The sequence below is a fragment of the Myxococcales bacterium genome (assembly GCA_016712525.1).
Lineage (GTDB): Bacteria > Myxococcota_A > Polyangia > Polyangiales > Polyangiaceae > JAAFHV01.
In genome coordinates this window covers 812,014-830,661 of the sequence record JADJQX010000001.1, presented here as the reverse complement: position 1 = coordinate 830,661, position 18,648 = coordinate 812,014, and the positions used below count along the sequence as shown (strand labels likewise).

15 protein-coding genes are annotated in these 18,648 nt (G+C 69.4%); 5 read left to right on the top strand and 10 right to left on the bottom strand.

Annotated elements, in window-relative coordinates; translation table 11 throughout:
* Positions 1 to 30: 30 nt before the first annotated feature.
* Entirely contained in the window at positions 31 to 624 is a 594-nt protein-coding gene (smpB, locus tag IPK71_03555; protein ID MBK8212802.1) for an SsrA-binding protein SmpB, read from the bottom strand.
* 43 nt (positions 625 to 667) lie between these two features.
* Positions 668 to 1,834, bottom strand: a complete 1,167-nt coding sequence (locus tag IPK71_03550; protein ID MBK8212801.1) for a hypothetical protein — start codon at positions 1,832 to 1,834, stop codon at positions 668 to 670.
* 124 nt (positions 1,835 to 1,958) lie between these two features.
* Here IPK71_03550 and IPK71_03545 point away from each other — a divergent pair, with 124 nt between their 5' ends.
* Both IPK71_03545 and IPK71_03540 read left to right on the top strand, forming a co-directional pair.
* Positions 1,959 to 2,735 (top strand): hypothetical protein, encoded by a 777-nt coding sequence (locus IPK71_03545; GenBank protein MBK8212800.1) that lies wholly within the window; start codon positions 1,959 to 1,961, stop codon positions 2,733 to 2,735.
* Positions 2,732 to 3,256, top strand: a complete 525-nt coding sequence (locus tag IPK71_03540; protein MBK8212799.1) for a hypothetical protein — start codon at positions 2,732 to 2,734, stop codon at positions 3,254 to 3,256. Before IPK71_03545 ends, IPK71_03540 begins: the two co-directional genes overlap by 4 nt.
* A 34-nt stretch (positions 3,257 to 3,290) precedes the next feature.
* Here IPK71_03540 and IPK71_03535 read toward each other — a convergent pair whose 3' ends face one another.
* From IPK71_03535 to IPK71_03525, 3 genes are all read right to left on the bottom strand, one after another.
* The gene (locus IPK71_03535) at positions 3,291 to 4,412 is read right to left on the bottom strand and encodes a hypothetical protein (GenBank protein MBK8212798.1); all 1,122 of its coding nucleotides are present in this window, start codon (positions 4,410 to 4,412) and stop codon (positions 3,291 to 3,293) included.
* Between the two features lie 88 nt (positions 4,413 to 4,500).
* The gene (locus IPK71_03530; GenBank protein MBK8212797.1) at positions 4,501 to 5,877 is read right to left on the bottom strand and encodes a carboxypeptidase regulatory-like domain-containing protein; all 1,377 of its coding nucleotides are present in this window, start codon (positions 5,875 to 5,877) and stop codon (positions 4,501 to 4,503) included.
* Between the two features lie 135 nt (positions 5,878 to 6,012).
* Positions 6,013 to 10,170, bottom strand: coding sequence for a DNA topoisomerase 3 (locus IPK71_03525; GenBank protein MBK8212796.1), 4,158 nt, complete (start codon positions 10,168 to 10,170; stop codon positions 6,013 to 6,015).
* A gap of 171 nt (positions 10,171 to 10,341) precedes the next feature.
* On the opposite strand from IPK71_03525, the gene IPK71_03520 reads away from it, so the two are divergent.
* Entirely contained in the window at positions 10,342 to 12,096 is a 1,755-nt protein-coding gene (locus IPK71_03520; GenBank protein MBK8212795.1) for a protein kinase, read from the top strand.
* A 61-nt stretch (positions 12,097 to 12,157) separates the two neighbouring features.
* On the opposite strand, the gene IPK71_03515 is transcribed toward IPK71_03520, so the two are convergent.
* The 3 genes from IPK71_03515 to IPK71_03505 all read right to left on the bottom strand — a co-directional run bounded on the left by IPK71_03515 (position 12,158) and on the right by IPK71_03505 (position 14,459).
* Positions 12,158 to 13,072, bottom strand: a complete 915-nt coding sequence (locus tag IPK71_03515) for a nucleotide-binding enzyme (GenBank protein ID MBK8212794.1) — start codon at positions 13,070 to 13,072, stop codon at positions 12,158 to 12,160.
* Positions 13,069 to 13,548: an HD domain-containing protein gene (locus tag IPK71_03510; GenBank protein MBK8212793.1), complete on the bottom strand. Its 480-nt coding sequence runs from the start codon at positions 13,546 to 13,548 to the stop codon at positions 13,069 to 13,071. Before IPK71_03510 ends, IPK71_03515 begins: the two co-directional genes overlap by 4 nt.
* 203 nt (positions 13,549 to 13,751) lie before the next feature.
* Complete coding sequence (locus tag IPK71_03505) at positions 13,752 to 14,459, bottom strand: hypothetical protein (GenBank protein MBK8212792.1); 708 nt, start codon at positions 14,457 to 14,459, stop codon at positions 13,752 to 13,754.
* Between the two features lie 226 nt (positions 14,460 to 14,685).
* On the opposite strand from IPK71_03505, the gene IPK71_03500 reads away from it, so the two are divergent.
* Positions 14,686 to 15,438: a hypothetical protein gene (locus IPK71_03500; GenBank protein ID MBK8212791.1), complete on the top strand. Its 753-nt coding sequence runs from the start codon at positions 14,686 to 14,688 to the stop codon at positions 15,436 to 15,438.
* Complete coding sequence (locus IPK71_03495; GenBank protein MBK8212790.1) at positions 15,384 to 16,772, top strand: PEP/pyruvate-binding domain-containing protein; 1,389 nt, start codon at positions 15,384 to 15,386, stop codon at positions 16,770 to 16,772. The genes IPK71_03500 and IPK71_03495 overlap by 55 nt, the downstream gene beginning before the upstream one ends.
* A gap of 3 nt (positions 16,773 to 16,775) precedes the next feature.
* On the opposite strand, the gene IPK71_03490 is transcribed toward IPK71_03495, so the two are convergent.
* On the bottom strand, positions 16,776 to 17,321 hold the full coding sequence (locus IPK71_03490; protein ID MBK8212789.1) for a hypothetical protein: 546 nt from the start codon (positions 17,319 to 17,321) through the stop codon (positions 16,776 to 16,778).
* A gap of 413 nt (positions 17,322 to 17,734) precedes the next feature.
* Positions 17,735 to 18,508, bottom strand: coding sequence for a helix-turn-helix transcriptional regulator (locus IPK71_03485; protein ID MBK8212788.1), 774 nt, complete (start codon positions 18,506 to 18,508; stop codon positions 17,735 to 17,737).
* Between the last annotated feature and the right edge of the window lie 140 nt (positions 18,509 to 18,648).

Here is an 18,648-nt window from a genome sequence, read left to right as displayed (position 1 = left end):
CCTCGGCGGCCGATGGGCCAGGCTCCAAGCTCAGCGGGGCTTGCCCTTGATGGAACGCACCGTGGCGGAGAGCTCACGATCGAGCTCTCGTTCGGCGATGGCGCGGCGTTTGTCGTGGTCCTTCTTGCCGCGCGCCACGGCGAGCGTCACCTTCACGAAGCCGTTGCGAAAGTGCAGGTCGAGCGGCACGAGCGTGTATCCTTCACGCATAATGGCGCGCTCGATCTTGACGATCTCTCGTGCGTGGAGGAGGAGCTTTCGCGCGCCCCTCTCGGCGTGGGGGAACGAGCGGGCGGCGAAGTACGAGGCCACGTAGAGCTGCCGCAACCACAGCTCCCCTCGTTCGATGGCGCCGAACGCCTCAGAGAGGTCGACGCGGCCCTCGCGGAGCGACTTGACCTCGCTGCCTTTCAGGACGATGCCCGCCTCGTACCGCTCGACGACGTCGTAGTGGTGCCGCGCCTTGCGGTTCTCCGCGATGACGCCGTTCGCGCGTGCCTTCTTGGGCGCGTTCACGGCGGGAACGAGGCCACGCCGAGCGGCGTCGCGAGGGGATTCGTAGCGGATGCGCCGGCCCCTCGCACATTGGGCTCGGCGCGGCGGTGGGCTGCCCGGGCGCCGCATGAAACACGAGCTGCGGCGCTCGCGCTCCTCGGCGCGCGCGGCGTCACTTGGTGAGCTCGACGAACCACTTGGCGGTGACCACGGCCTTGAAGTCGGGATCCTTCACGGCACGCGCCTTGACCTTGGGGCCGCCCACCGCGATCGCCAACTTGAGGGCCTTCTCGGCGTTCGTGGCGTCGTTCGTGAGGGCGTAGGCGCACGCGAGGTTGTACGGCGGGAGCGGGGCCGTGGGGTTCGCCCAGGTGGCCTTCAAGAAGAGCTCGCGGGAGACTTGGTAGTCTTTCTTTTGGTGGTGGCGGAAGCCCGTGTCGTTGAAGACGAGGCTCGCGAGCTTGCCGTAAGGCAGTCGCGCGATGACGAGGTCGTTGCACCACTCCATGCAGAAGAAGTGGCCCACGAACCCGAGCTCGGTCTTCTCGGGGGAGGGCAGAATGGCGTTCCAGGTGCCGTCGTATTGCATGTCGGGGTGCGGCGGCTTGACCGACAGGGTCACCGGATACACGGGCTCCTCGGCGCCGACGCGGCCGCCGATCTTGAGCGCGCTGCCCTTCGTGACCTCGATGGTGATGTCCTTGGCGAAGCCCCACGTGGCGGCCACCGCGGGGGGCGTCGTCGTCGGCGTGAGGCGCACCATCGAGCCGCTCTTGAGGGAGGTCACCGCGTCCACGTACTGCGGGCTGAGCCCCTTCTCTTCGGCCGCGAACGAGCGTGTAGGCCCGGTTCGCCCGGCCACGTAGCAGAGCGTCCCGAGCTCGGACCCCTTGGGGGCGCCCTCGGAGAACCCGCCCACCATGTCGCCACAGGCCACGAGCTCGGAGCCGTCTTTGGAGTAGCCGAGAGCCGTGGCGGGGTCGCTCATGCCGTTTCCGATCGGCCCGTCGGGATACCCCTTGAGGGCGACGGGGCCCGGGGGCCCGAAGTCGACCGTGGGGAGCCCCACCGACGCGGGGGTGACGGTGGGCTTCGAGCTGCCGTCGGCGTCGGCGCCTCCCGCCACGGCCACGTCGGCGCCCGCGCGGGCGATGGCCTTGTAAGGCTGGGTGTGTCGTGCGCTCGCGGCGGGAGGCGTCGCGGACGCGCTGGTCGCGGCGCTGGCCGAGGCCTGGGCGGTGGAGGCGCTCGGTGCGGGGCCGGGCTTGTCCACCGGGGGTGGGCTCTTGCAATGGCAAAGTGCGAGGAGACCGAGCGACACGGCGAATCGGAGGCGCATGAGCCCACGGTCTCATGCAGCGAAGCCGAGGGGAACCGTTCTTTCACCGCCGGGCGCGCGTGCCGGCAACGAGTCGCGTCGCGCGACCCTTGCGGTGCCGCGGCGCATCCATGACGATGCCGCCGTGCCCTCGTCCTTCTCCGCGCGTCTCTTCGCCTGCCTCCCGCTCCTCGCTGCCCTCGCGCCAGCGCGCGCGCACGCCGACGCGCTGCCTCCGCCGCGACCGCTCGCGTGCCCCGCGGGTACGCACCTCGTGCACGATCACGGCGGCACTCATTGTGTGCAAGATGCACCAAAAGATTGTCCGGTCGGATGGCGCGGGATCGAGGGTGGGCAGTGCACGCTCGTGCTCTGCCGGAGCGATGCCTCGTGTGGTGGTGCGCGCTGCAAAGAGGTGGACCTCTGCGCGTTCGACGATCCTTCGCACCTCCGCTGGGGGGAAGCTTCGCCCGTTCCGGAGGGGCCCGTGTCGCTCCTGGGGGCCCCGCCGATGGCGGCTCGGGCGCGCGTGTACTCGGGGCCGTGTGGGGCTGGAGGTACGTGCAGCGCTCAGGAGAGGTGCCTCCGCGCGAGCGTGTGTTTGCCCGCCGACGTGAGCGCCCCCGTATCGCGCCCCAAGAACGCAGCTCCGGCAGTGACCTTCGGCGACGAGCGCGGCATCATCCCCGATTTTTCTCCGCGCGAGGCCGGGGCCGGGATCCCCCTCGAGCAAGAGCCCCGCGTGGAGGAGCCCCCCGCCGCGACCGCGACCCCCGAGAGGCCGCCCGCCGCCCCCCCGAGGCCCGGAAAGGCAGGAGGGTGCGCGGGCTGCAGCGCGACCCCGAGCGAAGGTCCCACGGGCGCCCTCGTTCTCGTCGCCGTGGCCCTCGTGGCTCGTGTGCTCCGGCGACGCGCCACGTGAAGCGCGCCCTCGCAGGGCTCGTGGCGCTGGTCCCTCTCGGGTGCGCGCACGAGAGTCTGCGGACGGACACGCCGCGTGCCGCGTGCCCTTCGCCGTTCTTCGCCGACGCCTCGCGAGAAGCGCGCCTCGTGACGTGGCTCGCCGCCGACGCCGAGGCGCGCGCGGCCGTGCGTGATCTACCCAGTGTGTGTTTTGGCCCGATCGACACGCTGGGGGTGCTCGTGGCCGGGCGCCCCATGCTCGACACGAACGCCTCGGACGCGGCGCTCGCGGGGCGCCTCGCCCACCTCGGAGTCCACTTTCACGACGGGCTCGGCGACGGATGCGACCGAGGCCTCTCGGGTGCGCTCGCCTCCGAGGAGCGCGCCCGTGTCGTCGAGACCCGTGTTCGTGCGCTCGGGAGCTTGGCGCCGCTCCCCCGTGGCGACGCCGCTCGGGCCGACTACGCCGCGCGCTGCGGGCTCTCGAGCGGCGAACCTTCCTCCCCCTCGACGACACCTCGGTCTCCCGGCCGCAGGTAGCGAGCGCGTCGGCGCCGGCGGAGCGATCCGAAGATCACTTCGGCGTCGGGTAGAGGCACGCCTTGGCCCCGTAGTCGCGCTTCCACGTCGCGACGAGGCTCGTGAAATCGGTGAGCACGACCTTGCCGGCGTTGGCCTGCGCCTCGAGCGGCGCGAGCACGTCGCGTTCGATGGCCGCGATGCCGTCCGGCGCGAGCAGCGCGGCCGGCGCGACGTGGTAGCTCGACGTGAGTATGCATGATGCAGGTACTTCGCCCGACGCGTACTTGCCCACGAGCTCGGTCACCCCCTCGAGCCCCTTCGTGTACGCCCCGACGGCCGCGACGTTCCCGGTCGGATCGTCGACGAAGTAGGCGTTTCGGTCCTTCGGTCGCCACACCCCCGAGACGATCGGGTCGTTCACGTGGTTGGGCGTCCCGCTTCCCATGAGGATATCGCCTCGCCAGGTGAACGCCGGGAACATGAGGCCCGCGACGGGCGACCGGAACGTATCCCACTCGGCGAACTGGGGCAGCGAAGGGTCCCACACGTGGCCACCGATGACCGTGCTCCCGCCGACGCCGAGGTCCTTCAGGAGGTACGCGACGTCCGGGTAGTTGTAGCCGTTGTTCTCGTGCGAGTGCGGATCGACGAAGACGCCGAGCGTATCACGCAGGTAGACGAGGAAGTTCTTGCCGCCCGTCGACGCCATGGTCTGCGTGTCCTCGAGCTGCTTGGCGGCGACGAGGATCTTCCAATCGGGTTGGAACGACCAAGCGACCTTGTGGGCCGCCGCGAGCTTGCCCATCTCGACGATGCGCGCCCGCATGTTCATGTAGCTTACACGGGCTTGCGGCGAGTCGAGGGGGCCCATGGGGGTGTTGTCCTCGATGTGCGTGAAGAGGACGACGTGCACCTTCGGCGCGGGCACACCGGGCGGCGCGGAGGTGCCGGTGCTGCTGGCCGAGGCGCTCGACGAAGGCGGCGTGGCGACCGTGGGGCTCGACGTTACGTCGCCCCCGACGCCCGAATCGGAAGGATCGACGCCCCCGACGCCGATCCCGCAGCCCGATGGGGCGAGACCGGCGGTCGTGAGCGCGAGGGCGAGCGCCGCGAGCGTGACGAGGTTCGGGCGAGGGGAGGACGGCTGGACGAGCGAAGGTCGGTCGTTGGTCATGCCCCACTAGGTTGCCGCGGGCGCGCTGGATTTCACGCCCGGGCGCGCCGTTTGGAAACGATTTGGAAGTGAACGGCCGGGCCGGATCTCACTTGGGGATCGAGGGGGGCGGCACCGGGGGCTTGTCGTCGGGCTGGACGCACGAGGAGAGATCGAAGAAGAGGAAAATCAGCGCCTTCTCGTTGGCGCTGAGCGGGTTCGAGTTGCAGAAGTTGGGGAAGGTCTGCCCCCCCGCGCCCGACACGTGCACGTCGGTGAACACGGCTTTTCCGCACTGCTTCTCGGGGGCCTCGCCGATCGGCGTATTGAACGAGAAGTACTTGGCCGTCTTGGGGTTGTCCGAGCGGATCCAGCGACGCGCCACGGTGGGCGCCGAGTCGCCGATGCTGTTGCGCACCTCGCTCAGGTTGATCTCCCCCCGCGTGGTGGTGGCGCCCACGTTCTGGAGCCAGTCGGCGAAGGCCACGCCCTTGGGGAAGTCGGTGTCGACCTGGTAGGGCGGTGAGGTGCTCGGAGCCGGCGACCACGTGGCGGCCGTGGGCAGAGGCGCCGTGCCGTAGCGGAACCACACGTAGTGATAGTGCGAGGCGAACACCTTCCCGCCCGAGTTGAGGTAGTCGAGCATCTTGGCGTAGTGGGGCGACTTGTCGCCCGTGCGCTCGCTGCCTTCGCACGAGAGGAGCGAGATGTCGTACTTCTTGAGGTTGGCGGCGTCGTTCCAGAGCGTCGCGGCGGCGGGGACACCGCCCGCGAGCGTCGAGCCGTTGCCCTGAAAGAAGTGCACTTTCCCCGTGCCGGTCGGAGGGGTGAACTCGCTGTCGGAGATACCGAGCTTCCGAAGGAAGCACTCGAGCGAGTCGGCGCTCCCGCTCGTGAAGGCCATCTGGGGCAGGTCGCCCTCGGTCTGGTTGCGCGGGAGGCGCGTCTCGGTCGCCGCGAGCGGCGTGTCGACACACTTCTCCACCTTGGGAATCGTGATTTGCCGGCGCCACTTTCCGATTTGGATGACGAGCGGGATGTCGCTACCCACGGGCACGTTGTTCAGCTTGAACTCGCCCTTCTCGTTCGTGAGGGCCGTGACCACCGGAGAGCCCGTGACCTGCCCGCACTGCTCGCACACGACCCCTTGTTTGAAGGGCTCGGGCTTCGAGTTCGGCACGTACACGATCGCGTTGTAGAGCGGCACCGTGCCCTCGGGGGCGAACACTTTGCCCGAGAGCGACGTGGTGCCTCCGCCCGAGCACGCGACCTGCTGGCACTCGAGGCCCACGCAAGGTCGGCTCGCCTCGTTGCCGGCGTCTTGGAAGCCGAACCCCGTGCCGCCGCCGCCCTCGCCACCTCCACCACCGCCGCCCGAGTCACCGTCCGGGAAGGGGCTCGGATCCTCGGCGGAGCCGCAGTTGGCGGCGAGCGCGCTCGCCACGAGGAAGAGCGTGGATGCGGTGAGGGTACGAAGCTTGGACATGGTCACCTCAGCGTTCAGCCTACGATGCTCCCTTGGGGTGCACCACGCCGATCCATCTCGAAAAGACTAACTATTTCAGGCTGTTTGGGCGTTCATCGACGCCAACGTACGCCGAGGTGGGGGCGGGTATGCGCCTCAGCCGCGCCCCACGATGCCGAGTATGGCGGTGCCGTGGCGCTTCACGAATGACGGCCCAATGCCTGGGACCTCCTCGAGCTCGTCCAGGGTTTGGGGCCTGGCTTCGGCGAGCGCTTCTAGTGTCTTGTCGGTGAAGATGCGGAACGCCGGCACTCCGAGCTTCTTCGACTCGCTCGTCCGATAGGCTCGGAGGGCACGCGCGAGTGGGCCATCGGCCTCTGCGCTCGCTCGTGGCCTCCGCGAGGAGGTCGCCCGCTCTCGTTTGGGTCGGGAGGTCTTGCGCCCGCGGGCTCCGCGCCCACGCGAGGGCTCGGTGTCCTCGGCCTTGGCGAGGAGCTGTACGTCGCTCACGTCGTCCGGGCCGCCGTCGACGAGCGTGAGGCGACGAAACACGATGGTCTCCCCGTCTTTCTCCATGCGGTCCTCTTCGGAGACGATCCAGCCCGCGCGCACGAGCCCGGCGACGAGGCGCTCGAGCTCCTTTCGCTCGAGGCCCCTCGGCTCGAGCTCGCGGTGCACCTGGCCGACCGTGGGGGAGCCGCGGGAAAACCCTCGGATCGTGGCCACGATCTGCCGGAGCCATGACGCCTCGGACTCGTTCGGCGAGGCCACGCGCTGCGACACCACGGCCCTCACGTCGCACACGTCGCACGCCCCGCAGGCCTGCCCGCGGTCGGTCGTGTCGCCGAAGTGGCGCACGAGGGCGACCATGCGGCAGCTCGACCCGTCCGCGTAGGCCTGCATCCGCGAGAGCGCGTCTCTCTTGTGGTCGAGGTGCGCTTGGTACTTCGTGAGCACCGCGTCGAGCGCGAGGCCTCCGCGCATGGCCTCGTCGCCGCGAACGACCGCCCCTCCTTGGCCCCACACCTTCTCGAGGGCGCGTTCGAAGTCTTCCTCCGAGAGGCGGGCGCGCGCGCGCACGTCGGCGAGGGGCTCGGGCTCGTCGCGGAGCGCCTTGTACACTTTCGTCAGCGCGGCGGGCTCGGGGTAGTCCCGCTCCAAGAAGAACTCGTGGGTCTTCCGATCGCGGTACCCATGAAAGAGCACCGCGCGCGAGGGCTCACCGTCACGGCCGGCGCGCCCGATCTCCTGGTAATACCCCTCGATCGTGGCGGGCAGCGCGGCGTGAACCACGGTGCGCACGTCGGCCTTGTCGATGCCCATGCCGAAGGCGGTGGTCGCGACGATGACGTTCACCTTGCCCGAGAAAAAGGCGCTCTGAGCGCGCTCGCGCGCCGCGGCCGACATGCCCGCGTGGTACGCCGCTGCGTGCCCTCGCTTTCCGAGCGCGGCCGCGAGCGACTCGGTCTCCTTTCGGGTGGGCGCATACACGATCGCGGGGCGCCGGCCCGGCTGCGACAAGAGCTCCACGATCGCGTCGGCGCGCGCCGACTGACCCATCTCGGTCACCTCGATGGCCAGGTTGTCGCGCCGAAACCCACGGATCATGCGCCGCGGCGAGGGCATGCCGAGCTCGTGCACGATGTCGTCCTGCACGCTCGGCGTGGCCGTGGCCGTGAGGGCGACCACGGGCGCCGGGCGGAGGAGCGGCAGGCGCTCTTTGAGCATGCGGTAGTCGGGTCGGAAGTCGTGCCCCCACTGCGAGATGCAGTGGGCCTCGTCGATGGCGACGAGGGTGGGCCTGCGCTTCGCGAGCATCTCGGGGAAGCCGGGCACACGGAGGCGCTCGGGCGCGATGAAGAGGTAGTCGAGCTCTCCCGCGAGGTAGGCGACACACGCCGCGCGTGAGTCCATGCGGTCGCGCCCCGAGTGGATGCGCGCGGCGCGAAGACCGAGCCGCACGAGCTTCTCGACCTGGTCTTCCATGAGCGCGATGAGGGGGCTCACGACGAGCGTGGTGCCGCCGCGCGCGAGGCCCGGGAGCTGGTAGCAGAGCGACTTTCCCGCGCCCGTGGGCATCACCAGGAGCACGTCCTCGCCGGAGGCGACGGCCTCGCACACCTCGCGCTGCGCCGGGCGAAACGACGTGAGCCCGAACACGCCGCGGAGGAGCCCGTCGAGATCGCGAGGTCGCGACGCGGGCGGTGACGCGTAACTGTCCGTAATCTTTGGTGAACGTTGCTCTGGTTCGGCGCCGCGGGTGGGCTCGCGCGTGGCCGTCGGTCGCGGGCTCGGGGCCGGCGTGGTCGCCTCCGTGGTTGGGCCTTGGAGAGACGAGGACGAGCGCTCGTCGCGCGCGGGCCGCGGACGCGCTTCGTGCTCTCGTGGGGTGCCCTCGTCGGTCGCGTCCCTGCGCGGGGCTCGGGGGGCCATGGGCAGCTCGCGCGCGGTCCCCACGACGAGCCGAACGTAGTCTTCGATCTCGCTCATGAACGCGTCGAGCGACGCGCGCCCCCTCTCGATCGCGACGAGCTTCGCCTCCCACTCGCCGGTCATGGCGGGGCTCTTCACGTGGGGGTGGACCCGATCGACGAGGGCCTCTCCCTTCTCGGTCGCGCGCAGCGTCTTTCCGTCGCGCACCACGTAGCCGCGCGTGAGGAGCGTCTCGAGGATGCTCGCCCGCGTGGCCGCCGTTCCGAGCCCGCGCTCGCGCATGGCGTCCGAGAGCTCCTTGTCGTCGAGCGTCTTGCCGGCGGTCTCCATGGCGGTGAGCAGCGAGGCATCGGTGAGGTGCGGAGGCGGTTCGGTCGTCTTGTGGAGCGCGCGCGCCGCCGTGACGTCGCGGGCTTGGCCCTTCGCGAGCCCGGGCGGCACGTTGGCCTCTCCTTCGGGCTTTTTTCGCCCTGCGCGCTCGGCGATCTTCCAGCCTACCTTCTCGATCGAGGAACCGAACGTCTCGTAGGTGTCGGTGTCGGGGCCTTCGGTGACGTGGGTCGTGACCCGCGTGGTCGCGAGCACGTGGTCGTCGTGGTAGGCGGCGAGCAGCCTCCGGCACACGAGATCGTAGAGGTTTCTCTCGGGCGTCGTGAGCGTGCCCGTCGGCCTCGCGGTGGTGGGAACGATCGCGTGGTGGTCCCCGACCTTCGTGTCGTCGACGAAGCGCCTCCCGAGCGGGCGTGAGCCCGAGCCTTCGGCCACGAGACCCGGGTACGAAGGGGCGATCGTCTCGACGATGGCGGGGAGCGTCGTCGCCACCTCGGTCGACAGGTGACGGCTGTCCGTACGCGGGTAGCTCACGAGCTTGTGCCGCTCGTAGAGCGCCTGGAGCGTCTGGAGCGTTGCGCTGGCGGTCATGCCGAAGAGCCGGTTCGCGTCGCGTTGGAGCTCCGAGAGATCGTAGAGGAGCGGGGGCGGGATGCGCTTCGAGTCGCGCGCGACGGCGTGAACATGGGCTCGGCCACGCTTGGCGCGACCCATGACCGCCTCGGCGAGCTCGGCGCTCTCGGGGAGGCGGCGTGCCTCGGGGCCCTTCACGCCGGGCCGCACGTACACGCCCTCGTAGGCGACCTCGGGGCGCGGATCGCCCGGGGGCGAGAACACGGCGCGCACCTCGAGGTACGGCACGGGCACGAACGCTGCGATCGCGCGGCACCGCTCCACGATCATCGCGAGCGTCGGGGTCTGCACGCGCCCCACGGAGAGCACGTCGTCCCCGACGAGGCTGTACGCGCGCGAGAGGTTCATGCCCACGAGCCAGTCGGCCCGGCTCCGCCCCCGCGCGGCGTCGGCCAGCGCGTCGTAGTGCGATGCGGGCTTGAGGGCGCGCATGCCCGCGCGGATCGCGTCCGGGGTGAGTGACGAAATCCATAGCCGTTTCGTTGGTTTGCGCGCGCCGGCATGTTCGGCGATGGTGCGAAAAATGAGCTCGCCCTCGCGGCCCGCGTCGGTCGCGCACACGACCTCGGCGACCTCCCGCGAGCGGAGGAGCTTCTTCACCACCGCGAACTGCTTCTTCGTCTTCTCGCTCACGACGAGGGGCCACTCGCCGGGCACCATGGGGAGGCTCTCCATGGCCCAGCGCTTCCACGCGGGGTTCATCTCGTGCGGCTCGGCGAGCTCGACGAGGTGCCCGATGGCCCACGTGACGAGGTAGCCCCCTCCCTCGAGGTAGCCTTCGTGGCGGGCGCGCGCCCCGAGCACCTCGGCGATGTCGCGCGCGACGCTCGGCTTCTCTGCGACGACGAGGGTGAGGGCTCCCGTGGGCATGCCGTGATCGACCTCGGTATAGCGCGTGCGAGCGGGCCCTGTCTCCATACGCGGGGCTTTATGCGAACCACGTGCCGGGTCATCGCTCGGGAAATTTAGCCAAAACTCGCGCCTCGGAGGTGGCCCGGCCTGCCCGATGGGGTGGCCCGGCCAGGGGAGGGCGTCCTTGGGCCCTGCCGGAGATCTCAGTTTCCCCGCGGGGAGACCTCTGCTTGCCTCGTGGTGAAGGAGCTCGCCTTGAAAGACACCGACCGATTGGAGGCGGACACCCTCGCCGACCCCGCGATGCCAGCGAAGGTCGCGGCAGAGGTGGAGACCGTACGTGGAGCTCCCGGCCTTCGCGAGGGGGACCCGTCGCGGTCCCCGGTGGTGCCGGGCTACGAGATCGTCGGGGTGCTCGGGCGTGGCGGGATGGGCGTGGTCTACGAAGCGAAGCACGTCGCCCTGAAGCGTCACGTCGCGCTCAAGATGTTGCAGCATCCCTCCCTCGTCGGGGAGGAGCCGCTCGTGAGGTTTCGTTTGGAGGCGGAGGTCTTGGCCAGCCTCAAGCACCCTCACATCGTTCAGATCTACGAGATCGGGAACGCCGAAGGGCGCCCCTACTTCGCGCTCGAGCTCGTCGAGGGAGGCACCCTCCTCACGAAGGTCAAGAGGCGCGACACGCCCTTTCGTGAGGCCGCCGAGCTCGTGGTCACGCTCGCGCGCGCCGTGCACTCTGCCCACGAGCGAGGCATCGTCCATCGTGATCTCAAACCCGGCAATATCCTGCTTACGCCGGACGGGACCCCGAAGGTGGCCGACTTCGGCATCGCTCGCACGCAAAGCTCTGCGGCGATCGAGGACCCGGACATGCTCCTCGGGACACCGGGGTACATGGCACCGGAGACCGTCGCGACTCCGTGGGCCGCGACGCACGCGGTCGACGTGTTCGCGCTCGGCGCCATTCTCCATGCGCTCCTGACGGGGACGGCTCCGTTCGTAGGGAAGGACGTCGCGGACACTCTGCGGAAGACCCTCCTCGAAGAGCCGCCCCGGCTACGCAAGACGCGGCCCGACGTCCCGAGGGACCTCGAGGTGGTCTGCGCGAAGTGCCTGGCGAAGGCGCCGGCCGACCGCTATCCCACGGCCGCTGCGTTCGCGGACGATCTCGAGCGCTACCTCCATGGTGAGCCGATCGTGGCGCGTCGCCGCGGCCCCGCAGAGAGGTTCGTGCGATGGTGTATGGCGAACCCCATCCCCACGTCGGCGCTCATGGCCACGGCGATCGGCTCGTGTCTCACCGTTTCTTACATGTCGAAGCTCTCGAACGACGTGGCCAAAACGACGGCGCTGCAGGGCGCGGCGCAAGAGCTCGAGACTCTCGAGAAGGTGACCGACTACTACACGGAGAACGTCGTCGGTCGGTTGAATCCCCACGAGGGCCGTACGAGCACCCGCTACCGCGAGCGACCCGGGAGTATCCCGGTGCCCGCGACCCTCACGATCGAGCTCGGGGAGGTCGTGACGAGCGCGAGCCAGGTTGGCCAAGAGCTCCGGATGTATAGCGATTTGCCGTTCCAGAACCGCAAAGACGGTGGACCTCGGAACGCCTTCGAGCGCGAGGCGCTCGTGCAGCTTCGAAAAGATCCGAGCCGCCCGTATTACGCCTTCGAGAGCACCGTCAGCCCGACGACTCACGAGCGACGAATGGTACTTCGCTATGCCAAGGCACGAGTCTTGAAGGAGACGTGCGTCGGTTGCCACAACTCCCACGAGGAGAGCCCCAAGACCGATTGGAAGGTCGGCGATGTCCGTGGCGCCATCGAGGTCGTTCGCACCCTCGACACGGACGTGGAGCGCTCGCGCTCCGGGCTGCGTGGCGCCGGGGTTCTGGTCTCGTCGGCGTTCGGGCTCCTCTTGGTCTTCTCCGGAGCCATGGCGATCTCCAACGGGATAACCAAAAGGAGGGTGCCCACGCGCGCGGGGCGAGCCTGAGCCGTAGGGGCCCGGTGTCCCCTCGACCGACCGCCCTGCGCGGGACATGGCGTCTCGAACGTCAGCCGTCGCTTCCGTACCGGCCTCGGCGCCGCCCCTCGCCGACGCGTCGTATCCTCGGCTCGTTTTCGTCGTCGTCGGGCTCGTCTTCCGTCTCCGACGCCGCGAGTGGCTCGTCGGGCCCGGTCTCGCACCACGGATCGACGAGCGCCTCGTGCCATGACGGATCGTCGTCATCGACCGAGGCGAGGTCGAGCAGGGAGTCGCCATCGTCGCCCTTCTCCTCGGCCGCGAGGATGTCGTCGAGGGACGGCACCTCACCCGACTCGACGTAGCGGCGGTAGAGCTCCGGGTGCTCGGCCTCGCAGAGCTTCCGAAGCATGGTGTCTCGGATTCGGACGATGGGCTTTCCGTCGGTGCTGCTGCGCGGGCGGTTCCGGAGCTCGTTCGGCGCGTAGACCGTGAGCTCGAGCGGGAAGACGTCCACGACGTGCACGTGCGTGAAGTTCATGATTTTGCCGTGTTTTTGGATGCTGACGTGCTCGGTCTCGTGCGTCCAACCGAGGGCGCGCACGTGAGCGACGATGTCGGCCGCGTCCCACGCGAACACGTGGAGATCGACGTCGCTCCCGCTCCTCACGTGCCCCGTGGCCACCGAGCCGATGAGCCGCGGCGAGAAGGGCGCGAGCGCCTCCATCGCCTCGAGGGCCACGATGCGCATGGCGAAGAGCCGCTGCGTCCGTGCGTCGCCTTCGATCTCGGTGACGAGCTCGAGGAGCGCCTGCTTGATCTCCCCGTTCGAGGGCAAGTCTTGCGGACGATAACGTATCGAGCGCGCGCTCTCCCCTCTGCCCAAGAGCCGCTTGGCGGCGAGGCGCTTGGCCGTGAAGTACTGCTTCACGTCCTCTCCGTACATGATCTGCGCGGCGAGCTGAGCGAGGGCGGCGCGCAGGCCCCCGTAGCGCTCCCAGCTCATGAGGACAGGGGGTCGAAGCTCCCCTCGTCGTCGGCAGCGAGCGCGGTCGGATCGCCCGCGAACAAGAGCTCGAGCGCGTCTTCGACGGTCATGACACGCGCGCGTGGATCGCGACCTCCGAGGTCCCAGCGGCGGAGCTGCTCGAGCTCACGAAGCGCCCTCGTTCCGTGGTAGCGGCGCCGCGTGAGGCGCGGCTCACGAAGGAGATCGAGGTGATGACGAACGAGCCACACGGCGCGATCGCAGACGAGCCCCTCGAGGAGATCGGCGCCGATCTCGTCGTGGAGGGGACCGTCGACGGCCTTGCCGACGTCGTGAAAGAGCGCCGCGGCCCAGAGCACGCGGTCGCTCGTGGCGCTCGTGGCGAGCTCGAAGACCTGCAGGGAGTGGAAGAGGGCGTCGCCCTCGGGGTGATACTTGGGAGATTGCCGGACGCCGTCGAGGGCGTGGAGCAGCGAGACCAGTTCGTCGTTCATTCACCGAGCGGGGCAGCCTTGCCGCCGCGTAGCCCCTCGCGATGGCGAGGGCGCTCCCGAGATCGTTAGCATGCGCCCCGCGCGGACGCACGTTCGCCGGGCCCTCTCGCCAGGCAGCGTTCGCCCTGGGAGCGGCGTGGATTCGGTGAGATCGGGTCGTCCCCCGGTTCTCGTCGGGGGCTCCGCGGCCGCAGGAGACGCGCTCAACGCATGCGCTCGGCGCGACCGATGTCGAAGAGCGGGATGCTGCCGCCGATGAGGCACTGGGCGTCGGGTGGGCAAACGTAGGTGCGCGGTTGGCCATAGAGCCGTACGCGGTCGCCGGTCTTCGCGTCGCGGAGCGACCATCCGAGGTCCTCGCTCGTGACCAGACGGTCGCCCACCGCGAACATGCCCTTCGAGCGGGACAGCACCCCTTCGAGCACCTCGGCTGCCCTGACGACCGTGATCGCCTCGACCGCGCGCGGAGCGAAGAACGTGCCCACGCGCATCTGCATGACCGGCTCACCCGGCTTCTGCGGAGAGCTCTCGACCTTCTCGAGCACGGCGACGACTCGCAGACGCGCGCCCAGGTGCGCCTCGGCGTCCCCTCGGCCATTCGCTTGGAGGAGGCGCGACACGTCGGCCTCGTCGAGCGTGACGCCACGCACGCTCACCCCGCCTTTGGTCGGGCGCGCCATCCCCTCGAACACGACACGGCCCTCGGCGAGCGGCTCTTCGTCCGCGATCTCACGCAGCGGCCCGACGCTCTTCGGCGGAGCCGCGGAGACCGACGTGCTCGCCGCAGGGGGGGCGCTCGGGGGTTCGGGAAGCGCCGGAACCGACGCGACCTCGCGACCGCACCCCGAGGCGCAGGCCCAAACGAGGGCGACGCCCCCTGCCACGAACCGCCGATTGTCCCGCGTCCTCATCGCGTCAGCGTATCGCACGCCGCGGTCATGGCCTCTGCGAACGGAGCGCCCGGGCGGGGACTGCGTGTGTCCCCACGTTCGAGCCATCCCCGTGCCCGGCCCGGCGTCATCGGAACGAGCCGCGATGGGTGGGGTTCTACGTGCAGACCGCACGCACTTCTCCGCCGCAGAGCCGAGGCGCGCGAACATGGGAATCGTTTCGTCCTGCGCGGCGTACGCTGGGCGCATGTCTCGCACCTCGTGGCTTTGCCTCGTGACGTCTCTCGTGTGGCTCCCCGCCTGCCCGAAGGGCGCGCCCGCCGTGGAGGACGCGACCCCCCACGTGACCGCGTCGCCTACCGACGCGAGCGCCTTGGAGCCACCTGCCGAGACGACGACCGCCTCGGACGCCGCCGCGCGCGGAAGACCTACATGGGTCCCCAAGCTCGGCGACGAGGCGGCCTTCCTCGCGTACTCCAAGAAGGTCGGCAACGAGCGCTTCGCGAAGCTCGTCGTGGCCATCGCCTCGGGCGACACGTTCTACGTGGACCCCGAGCTCTACCCGATGCACAAAGACTTCATCTTCGCCGAGATTTTGCGCACCCCGCGCACCCCCGAGGCGCAGCGAGAGATCGACAAGAACTACGGCAAAGTGAAGCCCGCGTTCCTCATGCTCTACGTGGTGCACCACCTCCGCGAGGACAAGTGGACCCTCGCCTTCTGGGACGGCGACAAGGCGCAGGCGGCGCACCTCAAGCAGGCGTTCGCCCGGGCCAAGGCCACGTTCTACCTCGCCGACAAGCTCGCGTTTCGGCCCGCGTCGGACGAACAAGAGGCCGTCGCCAAGAGCGTCCCCGAGATCCCCGTGCTCACGAACGACGTGCTCTACAAGGCGGGCGAGTACCAACCGTTTCGGGGGGGCGCGCGGTGGGAAAGCTGCGGCTCGTGCCGGCGGGGGCGAAGGCCGAAGACCTCGTGTTCGACCCGGGCGAGATCGTGATTTTGCCCGAGCCGCTCACGGACATCACGCGCGTCGCGGGCATCGTGTCGCAGACCTTCTCGACGCCCCTGTCGCACGTGAACCTACGCGCCGCCGCGTGGGACATCCCGAACGTCGGCCTCCGTGGCGCGGCGACGACGTACGCTGCGCTCGACGGCAAGATGGTCGTGCTCGAGGCCACGTCGACGTCGGCGGCGATCCGCGCCGCGACGAAGGCCGAGGTGGACCGTGAAGAGGCGCGTCGGAAGGACGAGAAGGCGAAGACGGCGATCAAGGTGCCCGCGGCGAACCTCGCCGTACGAGAGCTCCGAACGCTCGACGCGATCGGCGCGGGGGACGCTCCGATCTACGGCGCGAAGACGGCGAACCTCGGGCGAATCGTGTCGGCCAAGCTCCAAGGGTTCACGGTGCCCGCGGGCTTCGGCGTGCCTGTCGTGCACTACGCCGAGCACCTCAAGGCCGCGGGGCTCGACGCGCGCATCACGGCCATGCTCGCCGACCCGGACTTTCGGAAGAGCCCGGAATCGCGCAAAAAGAAGCTCGCGGAGCTCCGCGCGGCCATCGTGGCGTCGCCCGTGGCTCCGGCGTTCGCCGCGTCGGTGAAGGCGAGCCTCGAGGCCCTCGGCGCCAAAGGGAGCCCCGACGCGGGCGTCTCCGACGCGGGCCTCGAGCCGCCCCGTGTGTTCGTGCGGTCGTCCACGAACGCCGAGGACTTGCCCGGATTTTCGGGTGCCGGGCTCTACGACACGGTGCCCAACGTGCGCGGCGACGCGGCGGTGATCGAGGCGATCAAGCGCGTGTGGGCGAGTGTATGGAACTTCGCGGCGTACGATGAACGTGAGCTCTATGGCATCGACCACGCGGCGGTGCTCGGCGCGGTGCTCGTTCAGATCGGCATCGACGCGACCGCCGCGGGGGTGCTCGTCACGGCCCACCCGACGAACGCGGACGACACGCGCACCTTCACGATCAACGCGAAGAGTGGCCTCGGCATTCGGGTAGTCGATGGGAAGAAGGTGCCCGAGATCATCCTCTACAACACGCACAACCGCGCCGTGCGCGTCGTGTCGCGCTCGGACGAGGACGCGATGCTCGTCTTCGACCCGAAGGGCGGCGTGAGGGAGGTCCCGACGCCCGAGAAGGGCAAACCCATCTTGACCACGGCGCGCGTCGAGAGGCTCGCGGCCGCGGCGCTCCGTATCAAGACGACGTTCCCCAAAGACCAGCCGCTCGACATCGAGTGGCTCTTCCGCGGCGAGGAGGTCTTCGTCGTGCAGGCGCGGCCGTTCCTCGCGGGGCCGAAGAAGGCCGAGGGGCCCGGGCTCTTGCCGTGATGGTCAGGACGAAACGGCGGTCCTCGCGGCCTCGAGCGTGGCTCGCCACCCTTCGTTCTCGGGCATCCCTCCCTTTCGCTTCCCGACGACGTAGACGAGCGTCTCGCCGTCCGGGGTGTAGAGCTCGAGGGAGGTGACGACGCCGTCCGAGGTGGCCTTCCTGACGACGAACGCCGAGGTCGCGGCGCCCTCGCGCACGTGGAGGTCGAAGCCAGGATCGAGCACGTTGATCCACGGGCCCATCGGGGCGACCTTGCGCACCCTGCCCGAGTAGATTTGTATCATGCATGGGTTGCCGACGAAGACCATGACATCGCCCCGAACGTCCTCGCCATCGCTCGCTGGGAGCGCCTCGAGGGAGTGAGCTCTACGCCCCTCTAGGTCAGGCCTCGTCGAGGTAGCTCGGGAGCTCGACGGCGGACTCGGCGACGGTGAAGATGTCCCGTTCCACCGCGTGCAAGTTGCGAACGCAACGAGGGAGGTCATCCTCGTAGGCGCTCCCGAGCCACCCGTCCACGGCGGAGCGGAAGCGCTCGACGAGGTCGGCATGGACCACGTGCCCCGCGTCGACCATCGCCTCGATGTCGCTCCGATCGTTCGCGTGGAAGCGCTTGAGCTTCGAGACGGCGACGTCCGTGGCGTCGAGGGTGAGCAGCGCGAGCTTCGCCAGCGGGGGCGTGAAGGCCACCGCGTGGTAGCGGGGAGCCCGGGGGAGGAACGGGAGGCCGGGGGCGATGACCTCCACGTAGAGATTGTGCCGGCGCGCGAGCGGGGTGCCCCTCGCCGCGAGCCGTAGGAGCTCACCCCGGATCGCCGGCGAGAGCTCGGCGGTCTCGAGGATGTCCGCGTCGTTCGTCACGCGCGTGTGGGCGTGGCCGAGGCGCAGCGCGGTGCCGCCGATGAGGCAGAGCGTGGCGCGCTCGGGGAGGCTCCATGCCGTGTCGAGGTCGCGAAAGAAGGCCTCACTCACGGGCGTCTCGCAGGGCCCTTTGGAAGTCTTCCGTCGTCATCGTGGTCACGATGCCCCAGCGCGCGGCGATGGTGTCGGCGTGCGCTCGGATCGTGTCGATCGTCTTCTGGCTTCGAATCGAGGCGTCGAGGACGTCGGGTGGGGCGTCGGCGCGCCGGGTGCGTTCGAGGTGCGCCACGGCGGGCCCGAGGACCGCCTTCGCGCGCCGATAGAGCTTGGCCCAGTCGAGCGGGAGGGGGGCCTCGAGCTCGGCGCCGAGTGCCGCGAGCGTGCTCTCGAGGGCCCATCCGAGCCTCGCCTCGCGCCCGAGCCTCCGCATCTCGAGCTGGAGCTCGCCGAGGTCGATCGTGTCCACGTTTCGGGCGAGCACGGGGGCGAGCGCCGCGAGCAGGCGGGGCGACTTCGTGGTGACCAACGTCTCGCGGAGGGCCGTCGCGAGGCGGCCGAGGCGCTCGCTCGGGAGCGTGCCTTCGGGGGCGTGGAGGTGGAGCGCCCCGAACCGGACGAGGGTGCTCTGGAGCTGGTCCTCCACGGCGCCGCCGGGGATGATGTGATCGAGCGGAACGTTGAACGTGCGAAGCGCCTCGACGAGCTGCTCGGCCGTGAACGATCCCGCGCCGCGCTCGACCTCACTTAGGCGGCTCTGCGACATCCCCAGGCGCCGGGCGAGGTCTGCCTGGGAGAGCCCACGCGAGATTCGAAGCTCACGCAGGGCATGGCGAATGTTCTGACGTGCGGTGTTCAAGCTCGGGGAAGAAGAGCGCATCGAACCTCCGATGAATATATCGAAATTTCGATGCGTCTCCACGATGTATCCAAAATTATCACCAAAAACGAGCATTTATCGAAATGCAGGTTCCCTCATCGAATCGCCGATGTAAGCAAAAATACTGTTTGATATCATCG

Coding starts and splice junctions, on each gene's coding strand:
- IPK71_03500 (MBK8212791.1), top strand. CDS start 14,686: ATGTCTCGCACCTCGTGGCTTTGCCTCGTGACGTCTCTCGTGTGGCTC.
- IPK71_03505 (MBK8212792.1), bottom strand. CDS start 14,459: ATGAGGACGCGGGACAATCGGCGGTTCGTGGCAGGGGGCGTCGCCCTC.
- IPK71_03530 (MBK8212797.1), bottom strand. CDS start 5,877: ATGTCCAAGCTTCGTACCCTCACCGCATCCACGCTCTTCCTCGTGGCG.
- smpB (MBK8212802.1), bottom strand. CDS start 624: ATGCGGCGCCCGGGCAGCCCACCGCCGCGCCGAGCCCAATGTGCGAGG.
- IPK71_03550 (MBK8212801.1), bottom strand. CDS start 1,834: ATGCGCCTCCGATTCGCCGTGTCGCTCGGTCTCCTCGCACTTTGCCAT.
- IPK71_03510 (MBK8212793.1), bottom strand. CDS start 13,548: ATGAACGACGAACTGGTCTCGCTGCTCCACGCCCTCGACGGCGTCCGG.
- IPK71_03515 (MBK8212794.1), bottom strand. CDS start 13,072: ATGAGCTGGGAGCGCTACGGGGGCCTGCGCGCCGCCCTCGCTCAGCTC.
- IPK71_03535 (MBK8212798.1), bottom strand. CDS start 4,412: ATGACCAACGACCGACCTTCGCTCGTCCAGCCGTCCTCCCCTCGCCCG.
- IPK71_03485 (MBK8212788.1), bottom strand. CDS start 18,508: ATGCGCTCTTCTTCCCCGAGCTTGAACACCGCACGTCAGAACATTCGC.
- IPK71_03525 (MBK8212796.1), bottom strand. CDS start 10,170: ATGGAGACAGGGCCCGCTCGCACGCGCTATACCGAGGTCGATCACGGC.
- IPK71_03490 (MBK8212789.1), bottom strand. CDS start 17,321: ATGCCGACCTCGTCGAGCGCTTCCGCTCCGCCGTGGACGGGTGGCTCG.